At 37.6% G+C, this 11,776-nt stretch carries 20 protein-coding genes; 16 read left to right on the plus strand and 4 right to left on the minus strand.

Features of this window, described 5'->3' with window-relative positions; genetic code table 11:
• Window positions 1–135, plus strand: a 135-nt coding sequence (locus Q8865_09370) for a dihydroxy-acid dehydratase (GenBank protein MDP4153628.1), incomplete at its 5' end; no start/stop codon positions are given.
• 52 nt (window positions 136–187) lie between these two features.
• Here the strand turns inward: Q8865_09370 and Q8865_09375 are convergent.
• From Q8865_09375 to Q8865_09385, 3 genes are all read right to left on the minus strand, one after another.
• Window positions 188–910 (minus strand): 4Fe-4S binding protein, encoded by a 723-nt coding sequence (locus tag Q8865_09375; protein MDP4153629.1) that lies wholly within the window; start codon window positions 908–910, stop codon window positions 188–190.
• A complete protein-coding gene (locus Q8865_09380) occupies window positions 888–1,481 on the minus strand; it encodes a PadR family transcriptional regulator (GenBank protein ID MDP4153630.1) in 594 nt (197 codons plus the stop codon). The genes Q8865_09375 and Q8865_09380 overlap by 23 nt, the downstream gene beginning before the upstream one ends.
• A gap of 102 nt (window positions 1,482–1,583) precedes the next feature.
• On the minus strand, window positions 1,584–1,910 hold the full coding sequence (locus tag Q8865_09385) for a helix-turn-helix domain-containing protein (GenBank protein ID MDP4153631.1): 327 nt from the start codon (window positions 1,908–1,910) through the stop codon (window positions 1,584–1,586).
• A gap of 131 nt (window positions 1,911–2,041) precedes the next feature.
• Here Q8865_09385 and Q8865_09390 point away from each other — a divergent pair, with 131 nt between their 5' ends.
• From Q8865_09390 to Q8865_09460, 15 genes are all read left to right on the plus strand, one after another.
• A complete protein-coding gene (locus Q8865_09390) occupies window positions 2,042–2,443 on the plus strand; it encodes a pyridoxamine 5'-phosphate oxidase family protein (GenBank protein ID MDP4153632.1) in 402 nt (133 codons plus the stop codon).
• A 115-nt stretch (window positions 2,444–2,558) separates the two neighbouring features.
• Window positions 2,559–3,002, plus strand: coding sequence for a helix-turn-helix transcriptional regulator (locus Q8865_09395; protein ID MDP4153633.1), 444 nt, complete (start codon window positions 2,559–2,561; stop codon window positions 3,000–3,002).
• Window positions 3,003–3,101: 99 nt separating this feature from the next.
• A complete protein-coding gene (locus Q8865_09400) occupies window positions 3,102–3,542 on the plus strand; it encodes a hypothetical protein (GenBank protein ID MDP4153634.1) in 441 nt (146 codons plus the stop codon).
• A gap of 29 nt (window positions 3,543–3,571) precedes the next feature.
• Window positions 3,572–3,997: a VanZ family protein gene (locus Q8865_09405; GenBank protein MDP4153635.1), complete on the plus strand. Its 426-nt coding sequence runs from the start codon at window positions 3,572–3,574 to the stop codon at window positions 3,995–3,997.
• A gap of 515 nt (window positions 3,998–4,512) precedes the next feature.
• A complete protein-coding gene (locus tag Q8865_09410) occupies window positions 4,513–5,205 on the plus strand; it encodes a hypothetical protein (protein ID MDP4153636.1) in 693 nt (230 codons plus the stop codon).
• Window positions 5,205–5,681, plus strand: coding sequence for a hypothetical protein (locus Q8865_09415; protein MDP4153637.1), 477 nt, complete (start codon window positions 5,205–5,207; stop codon window positions 5,679–5,681). The genes Q8865_09410 and Q8865_09415 overlap by 1 nt, the downstream gene beginning before the upstream one ends.
• A gap of 255 nt (window positions 5,682–5,936) precedes the next feature.
• A complete protein-coding gene (locus Q8865_09420) occupies window positions 5,937–6,311 on the plus strand; it encodes a hypothetical protein (protein MDP4153638.1) in 375 nt (124 codons plus the stop codon).
• A 117-nt stretch (window positions 6,312–6,428) separates the two neighbouring features.
• Window positions 6,429–6,884: a hypothetical protein gene (locus Q8865_09425; protein MDP4153639.1), complete on the plus strand. Its 456-nt coding sequence runs from the start codon at window positions 6,429–6,431 to the stop codon at window positions 6,882–6,884.
• Between the two features lie 28 nt (window positions 6,885–6,912).
• A complete protein-coding gene (locus Q8865_09430) occupies window positions 6,913–7,377 on the plus strand; it encodes a hypothetical protein (GenBank protein ID MDP4153640.1) in 465 nt (154 codons plus the stop codon).
• A 78-nt stretch (window positions 7,378–7,455) separates the two neighbouring features.
• Window positions 7,456–8,067, plus strand: coding sequence for a hypothetical protein (locus Q8865_09435; GenBank protein ID MDP4153641.1), 612 nt, complete (start codon window positions 7,456–7,458; stop codon window positions 8,065–8,067).
• A 78-nt stretch (window positions 8,068–8,145) separates the two neighbouring features.
• Complete coding sequence (locus Q8865_09440) at window positions 8,146–8,412, plus strand: hypothetical protein (GenBank protein ID MDP4153642.1); 267 nt, start codon at window positions 8,146–8,148, stop codon at window positions 8,410–8,412.
• 46 nt (window positions 8,413–8,458) lie between these two features.
• Window positions 8,459–8,767 (plus strand): hypothetical protein, encoded by a 309-nt coding sequence (locus Q8865_09445; GenBank protein MDP4153643.1) that lies wholly within the window; start codon window positions 8,459–8,461, stop codon window positions 8,765–8,767.
• Window positions 8,768–8,871: 104 nt separating this feature from the next.
• Window positions 8,872–9,186, plus strand: coding sequence for a hypothetical protein (locus tag Q8865_09450; protein ID MDP4153644.1), 315 nt, complete (start codon window positions 8,872–8,874; stop codon window positions 9,184–9,186).
• Between the two features lie 167 nt (window positions 9,187–9,353).
• Window positions 9,354–9,737, plus strand: a complete 384-nt coding sequence (locus Q8865_09455; protein ID MDP4153645.1) for an NTF2 fold immunity protein — start codon at window positions 9,354–9,356, stop codon at window positions 9,735–9,737.
• A gap of 96 nt (window positions 9,738–9,833) precedes the next feature.
• On the plus strand, window positions 9,834–10,397 hold the full coding sequence (locus tag Q8865_09460) for a hypothetical protein (GenBank protein ID MDP4153646.1): 564 nt from the start codon (window positions 9,834–9,836) through the stop codon (window positions 10,395–10,397).
• Between the two features lie 596 nt (window positions 10,398–10,993).
• Here the strand turns inward: Q8865_09460 and Q8865_09465 are convergent.
• A complete protein-coding gene (locus Q8865_09465) occupies window positions 10,994–11,653 on the minus strand; it encodes an S-layer homology domain-containing protein (protein MDP4153647.1) in 660 nt (219 codons plus the stop codon).
• Between the last annotated feature and the right edge of the window lie 123 nt (window positions 11,654–11,776).

Here is an 11,776-nt window from a genome sequence, read left to right on the forward strand (position 1 = left end):
ATCAATGTGAGTGATGAAGAGCTTGAAAAACGCAGAAAAGAGTGGAAGCCGGCAGAACCCAGAATCAAGAAGGGATACCTTGCAAGGTACGCCAAAAGCGTGACCTCGGGCAGCACCGGAGCTATCGTAGAATAAATCTATATAATATTAAAAGGCAAACCCTCAAAAAAGGGTTTGCCTTTACTATTTACCTTTTGAATGTGAGCCTTATGGCTTTTTTGGCGCAGTTATCTGCGCATTCACCGCAAAGGATACATTCGTCATTGCGCATATCGTTTTCCTGCACCATTTCTTTAACGTCAAGGCTCATCGGGCAGTTTTTTGTGCACAGTCCGCAGCCAGAGCATTTGTCAGGCGTTGCCTTCAGCCGGAGAGATGGAATTCTAAGACGGTTTTTGATCTTTGTGCCCAGTATCATAAAGGGCGCCATCCAGCAGAGCGTGTGGCACATGCCCCTTCTTCCGACGAGAAGCGAAACGATTATAATAAGTCCTACGACAAAAAAGTAGTTAATGTAGCCAACTACCCCTGCCGCCGATATGCCGTGGTCGGTGAAATAGAAAAAGTCTACCCCTTTGACGCCGCCCGCCTTGACAAAACCAAGGACTATTGCGAGCAGCCACGGAAACCAGATCAGATATTTTATCCAGTTCACTTTTTTGCTCACTTTTTTATTTACGGCTTCCGAGCATCCGTCCTGCAGGCATCCGGCGGGGCAGATCCATCCACAGAATGCCCTTCCGAAAATCAGCGATGTTATGAACTGGACTGCGAATATTATGAGGCTTCCCGATATTATACCGGAAAAACCGCCGCTTAGAATAAGGTAGGGGGACAGGTAGTAAAATGTGGCTGGAAAAAGCAAAAACGAGATCAATAGCAGAAATTTACGAATTTTCTGGCGTTTCATTATCAGCATCCCTTTCATTATTTATAATATTTTTTTGGATAAACAAGAGCGCTTCCGAAGCCCAATCGAGATAGGCTTTATATATGTGTTCGCCGAACAGCACGGTGAGGTAATAATAAAGGTGATCTTTGTTTTCACCAAATACACGCTCAAGGTTTGATTTGAACATGCTTATCATTTTGTAATCTACCTCGTGCTGTTTTTGAAAGGCTTCTATCCGTCTTATGTTGTCCTCCGGATTGCTGAGGCTTCCGAAGAACAATTTCAACAGGATTTCGTATCTTATATATTCTTTTTCAAGCGGAAGGGACATCCACTGTGTGAGCTTTTGCCTTCCGGCGTCGGTGATAGAATATACGATTCGGTCGGGACCTTTTTCTGACTGCACAGTCGCCCCTTTTATTGAGCCTTCTTTCTCGAGGACTTTTAATGTCGGATAAAGCTGTCCATACCCAACGTCCCAAAACTGCGAAATCATTACGTCGATTTTTTTCTTAAGGTCATATCCGCTTGAGTCTTCATGCGCCAGAAGCCCAAGTATGATATAAGCTGTGGTATTCTTTTGCGGCATTAATCTCCCTCCTGTCTATATACACTATATCATCTTGATATAGTGATGTCAATAGAATTGTATAAAAAAAGGCTTTGAGAAAACTCAAAGCCTTTTTATGGATTAATTTTGAGAGATGTTTTTCTTAAATGCGGAGCCCCAGGCGACCATTGCGTCTAGGACAGGTTTTAAGCTATAGCCGGTTTCCGTCAATGTATATTCGACCTTCGGCGGCACCTCCGCATAAACTTTACGTGTCAAAAGCCCGTTTTCTTCCATGTCCCGCAGGTTTGACGTCAAAACTTTCTGCGTTATGCTGCCGATCGACTTTTTAAGTTCGCCAAACCGTTTGGTGCCCGAAAGCAAATCACGTATGATCAACACTTTCCAACGGTCTCCAATAAGCTGAAGCGTCATTTCAACAGGACATGCCGGTATGTTTTTTATCATATTCTCCTCCAATGGTATCATTAGGGATACTATAGCACTTTAAAGTGCTTACTTTACAATCATTATGTATGGACCTATTATAAACTTGCAAGTAAAAAAGCGCAATAGATTTAAATGGAGGTCAATTTATCATGAGTGAAGTAGTGGAATTTTTAAATGCGAACCCGGTTCAGTATCTGGCGACAATAGGGCTTGACGGCAGGCCGAAGAACAGGCCTTTTATGTTTTGCCTTGAAAAAGAGGGCAAACTGTGGTTTTGCACCAATAATAAAAAGAGCGTCTATGCTCAGCTTCAAACAAATCCATATGTTGAGATAACGGTTTCTTCACCGGCTTATGCGTGGATTCGCCTCGAGGGCAAAGCGGTGTTTGAAAACGATATGGCGGTTAAAGAAGAATGCATGAACAATCCAATTGTTAAGGGACAGTATAAAACTGCATCTAACCCTCTGTTCGAGGTTTTTTATTTAAATGATGCAAAGGCTGTCATTGCCGATTTTTCCGGCAATCCAGCGAGAAAATATTCATTTTGATGTTTATGTTAAGTTCAGTTGACAAAATTCTAATTTTGCTTGGTAGAATTAATGCGGGATTTCGGGTATAGTATAACTTACAAGTTAACTTGAATAAAAGTTTGCAGGTGATGTTATGTCATTGGGTGAAAAGTTACTCGATCTCCGCAAAAAGGCAGGACTGTCGCAGGAAGAGGTCGCCGAAAGGCTTGGCGTGTCACGCCAGACGGTCAGCAAGTGGGAGACGGATCAGACCGTTCCAGAGCTCAACAAGGCAAAGCTTTTAAGCGAGCTCTACAGCGTAAGCTATGATTATCTTATCAGTGGAAGCGTTATCGGCGGTGACCTTACCAGTATCGAGGCGATCGTCGACGAGATAGACTGGACGGGAGCATGGAGCAAAAAATACCCCATTCTTGCGACATACCAGGGCATGGAGGGGATAGCCGCATATCGGGACAGGATATCGAAAATGTACGACGACTTTGGAAAAGAGTTCGGGATGAGCGACACTGACATTGTTCTTGTTTTGAAGGATATTCTATATCATAAGTACAAAGCGGCTAAAGGAAAAGAATAGCTGGCAGACTACAATCAAAAAACCCTATCACATGATAGGGTTTTATTTGATTATACTGGAAAACTGGTGTATAATGGCAGATGTAAGGAGGGGTATATATTGAATGGAAAGCAGTTAAGGAACAGCATATACGAAGCGGGATTCTGCGATCTTAAAGTTCTTGAAATCACAAGCAGGTTTTTCGGCGACGAGCTATTTTTGAGTCTCGGCGACGTAGGTACCGAGCCTTACGTTCATCTTTCATTTTTAAGCTGTTATCATATCAGTATGGATTATGTATGGAGCTATAAAAAACCGGAACTGAGAAACTTAAGCTCCGGGCAGCCATGCTTTTTTGCCCAGAGCATTGAAATCAGTGATATTGAAAATAAGGGCGGAGAATTTTTTCAGTTTGATCTGGATCTGTTTCCGCTGACGGTCAAAGTCACCTGCAGAAAGTTCATTGAAACAGATGCAAAGGGCAATATACTCGTCAGCGCAAGCAAGCAGTCGGATGTGAAAAGTGTGCATACCGGGGACACTTCGGCAGAAAATGTGTAAAAGGTAAAAGGCAGTCGTAAGGATTTAAAATGAAGAAAAATATATGTATTTTTATTTTTGTTGTTTGGCTTATTGCGCTTCTTAAAATAACCGTGTTTCGAAGCAATTTCAGCATTGAACGGCTTTTTGTAAACGGAAAAATCAATTATATTCCGTTTAAAGTGCTGTTTGAGGCATTTAAGAAAAACGGTTTGGGGTATTTTTTATACCTCTTTTTAGGGAACATAATATGGTTTATGCCGCTGGGCTTTCTTGCAAGCATCCTGACAAAGTGGAGCGGGTGGAAAATCATATTAGCGGGATTTGTGCTGTCTTTATCTATAGAGGTCGCACAGTTCGTATTCGGAACTGGCCTTACCGAGATTGACGACCTGATTTTGAACACTTTGGGCACCTTTGCCGGGCTTGAAGTTGCTAAGACGCTTGTCAAATTCCGATTATTAAAAACAATTTAGGAGCGGGTGACCGCTCTTTTTTTGTTGCAGAGGCATTGACATATAATTACTTATTTGGTATGGTTAGAGCGGGGCGTTGTAAAAGCCGAATAGGTCAGTCCAGAATAAAGTTATAAAAACTCGCGAGGCAGATAAAATGAAAATAATATGTCATAATTGCAATAGAAAGTTTACTCCAAAAATATTAGGGCGAAATTTGACGGCGAACTGTACTTATTGCCACGCTAAAATAAATTTTGAAAGTATAAAAACAATTAAATTTATTAATTTGTTTATTCCAATTATTATAGCTGTAATTATTTTTTATCCGTTATACTTCGCCCTTGAAAAAATGGGATTTGCCCGTTGGATAATAAATGGGACTATAATTTCATGCGGAGTGATACTTTCGGATGTTTCTCGGAATATCCTATTTTGCACCATATATAATTGTAAAAATGGAAGAAAGCAAGCCTGACGCCAATAAAAAGAGCATAAGCTTGAGGTTGTCAATCTGACGTAAATCGAGTAAAGACGTGAAAAATAAATCAAAAATAATTCTAATAATCTGCGTTGCAGTTGTTTACACATTCTTTGAGGCGTCAAAATTCTCGGCCGGCATTGGTGATTTGATCCGCGAACAAGCACAGCAGTCATCGATTTATAACACGCATTACGAAGCGGAGCTTTCCAGCGGGGCATATACCGCCGGGGTCGATTTTCCTACTGGAATTTATGATATAGAAGCCGTTAAAGGTAACGGTTTTATACTTAAAGACGACTGGTCGCATGATCACATTGGAGGCCCCATAGGTGTATGCGAAGAAAAACCGTATGAAAAACAGTATTTAAACTTCTATATATCTGAAGGGTGCAAGCTAAATGTACATTCTGTTACAATCAAAATGAAAACTGACAAAGCGTCAAGTGAAAAACTTGTAACCAGGGATCAGCCTAACACAAAAACAATTGAACTTATAAGCGGCGATTATATAGCCGGCACCGATTTTCCGGCAGGAGTTTATGATGTTGTTGAAGTTTCCGGCAACGTTTCTGTTAGCTGCGGAAATGCGATATGTGCGGCTCTAGGGCCGGGCACTGATGAGAGTTATCCAAAACAATATAAAAATATCAGTTTTAAAAAGGGCGCAAAACTAAGTGTTCTCAGTATCAACAACGATAATTTCCAAACCAGGGACGTTATAGCGGATTTAGTGCCGAGTAAGTGATGAGGCAAGTTGCTTATGAAACATTTTTATCTTTTATGTACATAGCGATATTGATGGTGCTGCTTATCGCATGCAGTGCCGACAATATTAAATATTCCTCAGGCATAGATACTGTTCATTCTTATGGCGATGGGGAGTTCCAAATAGCAAAAATCAGTTACTCGTTATTATTATCTGATGAAAAATACAGCGCTTGTCTTGTTGATGAAATTAAAAAATATAAAAAAATTGATAAATACCTGTATGTATTGGGTGTGGTGAGTAAAACGCCTGTCTTTGTAATTGCGGATACCCAATCGAACACGAGTAAATTATATATTTTATCTGATTCAACATTTGATAGTTTATTTATTAACGGAAAAGAGAAGATGTTAAAAGACGGCGCCATCACAGCATACAGCGGAATAAAAACGCTGAATGAGAATGAGAAGTCACTGCTTAAGAAAATGTTTAAAGGGGTTGACTGGTTAAGTTAAAAAGCAAGGCAAAAGCCTTGCTTTTTTAGTAGGGCGGATTGACAGATAATAGTTAAATTGGTATCCTTATAATAGGAATATATTGTGCGTTTTATATATATTTGACAGAAGGCAGAGGGCGAGAATTATGCGAAAAAGGTTAATCTTTATAATCAGCGGTTTATCTCTCTTTTGTTTTTGTGTTTTGATCATATTCTATGAGTTCAGTATGATAGAAAAGGGAAATGCACCTTATCTGTCAAATAAAAAGCAGTTTTGGCACTGTTTAACCAAAACAGAGAACGATTTGATAACATAGGTGAGGCTTTGAAAGGACATAAAGGAAATATAATTTTCCAGTATAACAGCAATTACGGTTTAAAACAGGTTGATGCAGAATTCGGTGACGGCTCAGCCTCAGACGATATTAAATTCCTTATTGATAAACTTAAAATGACAAATATTTTCAAGGGTGACGGTTCTCATATGATATACCAGTGCAAGCCTGTTGAATTCAGTGATATCGAGCTTGGTATTACTTTTGATTACACTAAAAATAAATGGAGGTATTATTATAATCATAACTATGGGATGTGTACACACAAAAACAAATTGGTATACCGGCTTTACGATATGATATTTAACAGGTGAGCTATGAAACATAAATTTTTATTTACAGTTTTTTGCGCACTGATTGTTTATATAACAATTTGCATATTTGGTATTGTCAATTTTAATAAAAAAGTAGATTCTATTAACAATAGCGCTATGTGTGTAAACAGGGCGCAAACTGTTTCCGTATTTAAATCAAATGATAAAGTTTTCAAAAGAAGTGTTGAAATATTTGAGCAGTTTTATGATGACATAAAACTTAATCCCTATTCAAAAAAGTATTATATATCAGACAGAATGTATGCTGAAGATATTAAAAATATAACTAACGATTACAAGCTGTCCAAAGGATACCCGGCTGAATTATTACAATGTTTAAAATACATTTTTGAAACTTTAAAGTTTACAGATTTTATTATTGAGGAAAACCATACATATCAGATTCAGCAGAGGATTATGGGCGACGACACAGAGGTAGGGGCAATCTATAGTCCCAATAAACTTCATAAGTATAATATTGAAGGCAATTGGTACTATCACTATAGAAGAGATCGTTATAGTCACGAAAACAAATATGTTGGCCGCTGGTTATACGATTTATTATATAACTAAGCCTGAGGTAAGAAACGTGAGAGTAAGCATGAATAAAAAGTTGATTTGGGTAATCGTTATAGCTGCGGCTTTTATACTAGTCAAATTTTCTTATCGTACAATAGATGAAATTCAATATCGCAACAGTGAACGGGAGGTTAAGTTAAATTACTTCACTCAAATAGACTATGATATGACAAATAAGCCAGATAGCTTTTGGATACCTGTAAGAAAAGAAGAAGAATTGCTTGAAATAGATAAAATTAATTCAATAGACTTACCTTCTGTTGATTTTAATAAGGAAATATTGACATTGTCTTATGGGAAAAAGCTAGAGCATTTAAAGTATAACTTAAGAGAACCGGAATTCAAAACAAGAGGGAAATATATTGGCTTTTCTTACTTTGAGCAAGGGGATCTCCAGAATAAAATTTTTATTTATAAAATAGATAAGATTCCATTAATGAACACAGATGAGGCATGTTACCCGCCGGATTGCAAAGGTCTGTATTAAAAAGCAGGATTAGAATAAATTTGAAACAGCGAGCAAGCGGTAAAATCAGCGAAAAAATGGTGCATTAGGGGTGGAAGCATGAAAAATATGAGGATTACGACAACTATAATATTAATATCAGCGATTACAATAATTATGTTCATTTTATGGTTTACAGGAGTTATTGGACTATGGTTTAATGGAATGGCTTATATTGCTAACAACACAAAAGAATTTAATGATACAGAAGGTCATCTAATACCAGATAAATATTCAATTTCTATTAATCTTGACGATTTGAAAAGTAATATTGGAAAAGAATTATATAATGATGGTAAGAGTAAAATTTATGTAAGTTGGATAGATAGTACTGGAAGTTCAAATACTGGCGGTTATAGGATTGGCTTCAGGTCCTCCGGACAATATTCACTAAATAGTGCAACATTAATTTCAGGTGCTCACCATGAGACCGTTACCGATAATTCATTTAGAACCGACATGACTGCGGAAATGACTGTAAAATACAAAGAAAAAATCTATAAGAGTAGTGAATTCGGTACAAGTGGATTAAATTATAGGGATGGAGACGATTTTGCATTTTATGTATTCCCATCTGAAGCCTATGATAATGGGGAAGTAACGCTAAACGAAAAAGGCATTGCAGAATTATCTATTAAAAATCTTTATAAGAATATATGGACTAAAAACTAATTAACAATATTAATTGCATCTAATAAAGGTATCACTTGTTTTACTGTTGATGATGATGGACTTTACTATATAACCTATATGTATGATACAAAGAAAAGCAAAATTTATTCAATTAACCTCTCCAACAATATAAATGAACTCATCGGTACTATTGATGGAGATTTTTCCGATATTATTAAAGGAAATCAGGGTATATACATTAAAAATCATAAAGAAGAAGTCTATGCATTTAATGAAAAAGATAAGAACTTTGAACTTTTAGGAACGAATTGCAAAGAGGTGTATTTGTTTGGGAATGATGTTTATAGTTGGAATGGGAAACGCTTAGGGGAAATAGGAAAATGAATGGTATTAATCCACATTTTTTAACTGTTAGTGAGGAGATCAAATAATGAATTTTGAAGCAATACAAAATGATACTATTCGAAAAGAGTTCTTAGACGAGGCAATCATACATTCAAATATATGGATGTATTTTACACGTTCTGCTATTAAAGTAATCAAAAGATGTAAAGAGCTAAATCTCAAGATATATGGCATTGATGCTTTTAGAATCAGGTCAAATGGTATTCAGCCGTCCCAAACTCATAGTATTGATTTTATAGACGCGGATTTGGGTCATTGGGATGAGGCGGTTGAATTTATAAAAAGTAAAGAGGATACGGAGTTTATTTTTGAAATATTCTATGATGGATATTAGAAACAGAGATAAATGAAGTAGCAAGGGCCAAGCAGCGTATAAGATACACCAAGATAGTAATATTTTATCGATATTATTTTAATAGTGATTGAGGCGATCAAATTATGAATTTTGAAAAAATACAAAATGATACTATTCGAAAAGAGTTCTTAGATGAGGCAATCATACATTCAAATATATGGATGTATTTCACACGATCTGCTATTAAAGTAATTAAACGGTGTAAAGAGCTAAACCGGGATGTATATCGTCTCGAAGCGTTTAGAATCAGGTCAAACGGTATCCAGCCATCAATGACTCATAGTTTGATTTTTAATGAAAGTACAGAAAACTGGGATGAGGCGGTTGAATTTATAAAAAGTAAAGAGGAAACAGAGTTTATTTTTGAAATATTCTATGATGGATATTACGAAGATTAGCGAACTGCATCGGTAAAGGTGACAATCTTTATTTGCAAAGGGTTTAGATACTACAGTGATATATTTAGTGAGAGTTCATTAAATAAAAAAGGGATCTATATGAAAATAGTGTGTAATAATTGTATGATTAAGACACGGATGAACATTAATATTTTAGGAGTATTCTCATGAAACATATCGCTCCAGGGGTTATTATAGTTTTAGTCTTAATTATGGCAGTGTACTTAATATTTATAAAAGATATTTCTAAAAACTCAACCAGTTATAAAGTTGGCAATATTTCGGATTATTCAATTCATCTGGATAGAGAGATTCCCGCACGAGGATATATTCCAGATGCTGAAACAGCGAGAAAAACAGCGGACACGATTCTTCATTCAATATATGGTAATGAGATAAACAATGAGAAGCCTTTCATAGTTCGGTTTGATGAAAAAAATCAAGTCTGGATCGTAGAAGGGCAATTGCCGCACAATCAACTTGGCGGCACTGCATATATTGTAATTCGAAAAAAGGACGGAAAGGTATTATCTGTTTGGCATACGAAATAAAGCAGTATCTGAATTAAGAAAAGATGATGTGACACTTGGGGATTCCGTTTTGAGATCTAATGGTTTCTAAATTGGGTCATAATAAGGGGGATTTGCTTGTTAAGAAAAATATTAATATTAGTTTTATTATTGCAATTGCCTTTTTTATGCAGTTGTCAGTCGCAAATAAAAGATGCTGAAACTAGCGAGCCTGTAGAAATTAGTGATAATAATCATAGTCAAGCCGCAAATGTAAAAATTGATATTGAAGATGAACTGGGCGATTTTATTGGGACTTGGCAAGTTGGAAAACCTGAAGTAGTTCAAAGAGGGTATTTACCGGATCAGGATAGCGATGTCATCGGCAAAAGCCTATTAATCAGTAAAGATAAAATTGAATTTAATGGACAATCTTTTATATGTACAGAGAAAGAAAGACAAGATGTAAATAAGGTAATGGATAACTTTAATATCGCTTTTGGAAATGCAGTATGGCTTTGCAATGGGCGCATTGACGATGAGGATAATATTTCAGGCTGCACTACAATTGAGTTTTACACAATGACATCTGAGAGTCCGGAAACATGGATTTCTCTGGTTAAAAGAGATGAAAATACAATAATGATATATGTTGGTGAGTGTTATAAATACATTGGCTTCTATGATTTAATTAAAAAGTAAAAACGCTTGAATGAATTTTGCAATAATGTAAAGGGTGAATGCAGGTTGAATATTATATGTCCTAATTGCGGAAATGTCGTAAAATTTAATTTATGGAAAATGGGCAACAATGCGGTTCCTTGCCCAAAATGTTGTTATTATAATATTCTAGGGAATGCATTAAAGCCATATAGAATTTTTCGTTTTATTTTTTATTTTGTAATGGTTGGACTTACTTTCTTTTTTTCACGTGAAATTAGAAACTATATATTAGCAAAACATATTTCATCATTGCTGGCATTATTTATATATTTAATAGTTTACATTATTTTATATACATTTGGAACTCGCTTAATATATAAGTTATTCGGCGGTCAAAGAAAAGGACGTGGGCACGACGATGATATATCTGCAAATAAATTGCCTTAAAAAGCCTCTAGATGTTGACAGTATGGTTTTCTGGCGGGCAGACGATAAAAATAACAGGCAGACAAAGAACATGCGCCCTGACGTATGTAAGCAGGGCGCATGTTGGTTAGTTATTGTGTAACCGCTTTTGCGGTGCATGTGCTTTTTTAAACAGTCTAGGAGCGGGAATGATTTCCCGCTCTTTTAATTTAAAACGCCGAAAGGATGCGATACAGTATCACGGCAAGTTCTGCTCGGGTGATGGAGCCGCTTGGATTGAGCTTATTGTCTGTGCCGATTATGACGCCAGCCTTCACGAGATCCGCCGCCGCGTCTCTCGCATAGGCGGATATGCTTGAATTATCGGTGAAACCGCGGAGGTCGCTTTCACTGCCGTCGGCGATGTCTATATTTGCGACGTCGAGCGTGCGCTTTACAAGCACCATGGCATCCTGCCTTGTCAGAGTTGCCATCGGGTTAAACTTTCCGCCGCTGCCCTGACTTATGCCAAGCTTTTCGGATATTGCGATCGCATCATAATAATAACTGCCCTTTGCAACGTCGGTAAAGCTGCATTTTGCGTCTGTGGCGGTGAGGCTGAATGCACGAACGAGCATCAAAACGAAATCGCCGCGGCGTATATTGCTGCCAGGACTGAAGATGTCCGTATCTGTGCCGGAGACTACGCTATGTTTATACAGGTAATCTATTGCGTCAGCCGCCCAGACGTAGTTTTGTGTGACGTCGTCAAAGTATGCCGAAACGCTTCCGCTTACTGTGATGTAAACCGTGCCGGAATATGATGTGCCGTTTTGGCTCAGGGCGGTATAGTTTAACGGCACTGTTCCCGAAAAGCTGCCGCTTGACACGAATGTGATATATGAAAGCGCCGGCGTGGAAGTGTAATAATATCTTGAGCCGAGCGTAACCGCCGACCCGGGGTTGGACGGGGAGGTATAATTGTAATAGAGCGTTCAGCTTGACACCGGGGG

This window comes from Bacillota bacterium (genome assembly GCA_030705925.1).
GTDB lineage: Bacteria > Bacillota > Clostridia > Oscillospirales > Feifaniaceae > JAUZPM01.

Bases quoted from the DNA above. Each gene is read 5' to 3' on its own strand.
- Q8865_09375 (MDP4153629.1), bottom strand. From the start codon at position 910: ATGAAACGCCAGAAAATTCGTAAATTTCTGCTATTGATCTCGTTTTTG.
- Q8865_09380 (MDP4153630.1), bottom strand. From the start codon at position 1,481: ATGCCGCAAAAGAATACCACAGCTTATATCATACTTGGGCTTCTGGCG.
- Q8865_09385 (MDP4153631.1), bottom strand. From the start codon at position 1,910: ATGATAAAAAACATACCGGCATGTCCTGTTGAAATGACGCTTCAGCTT.
- Q8865_09390 (MDP4153632.1), top strand. From the start codon at position 2,042: ATGAGTGAAGTAGTGGAATTTTTAAATGCGAACCCGGTTCAGTATCTG.
- Q8865_09395 (MDP4153633.1), top strand. From the start codon at position 2,559: ATGTCATTGGGTGAAAAGTTACTCGATCTCCGCAAAAAGGCAGGACTG.
- Q8865_09405 (MDP4153635.1), top strand. From the start codon at position 3,572: ATGAAGAAAAATATATGTATTTTTATTTTTGTTGTTTGGCTTATTGCG.
- Q8865_09415 (MDP4153637.1), top strand. From the start codon at position 5,205: ATGAGGCAAGTTGCTTATGAAACATTTTTATCTTTTATGTACATAGCG.
- Q8865_09425 (MDP4153639.1), top strand. From the start codon at position 6,429: ATGTGTGTAAACAGGGCGCAAACTGTTTCCGTATTTAAATCAAATGAT.
- Q8865_09430 (MDP4153640.1), top strand. From the start codon at position 6,913: ATGAATAAAAAGTTGATTTGGGTAATCGTTATAGCTGCGGCTTTTATA.
- Q8865_09435 (MDP4153641.1), top strand. From the start codon at position 7,456: ATGAAAAATATGAGGATTACGACAACTATAATATTAATATCAGCGATT.
- Q8865_09440 (MDP4153642.1), top strand. From the start codon at position 8,146: ATGTATGATACAAAGAAAAGCAAAATTTATTCAATTAACCTCTCCAAC.
- Q8865_09445 (MDP4153643.1), top strand. From the start codon at position 8,459: ATGAATTTTGAAGCAATACAAAATGATACTATTCGAAAAGAGTTCTTA.
- Q8865_09450 (MDP4153644.1), top strand. From the start codon at position 8,872: ATGAATTTTGAAAAAATACAAAATGATACTATTCGAAAAGAGTTCTTA.
- Q8865_09455 (MDP4153645.1), top strand. From the start codon at position 9,354: ATGAAACATATCGCTCCAGGGGTTATTATAGTTTTAGTCTTAATTATG.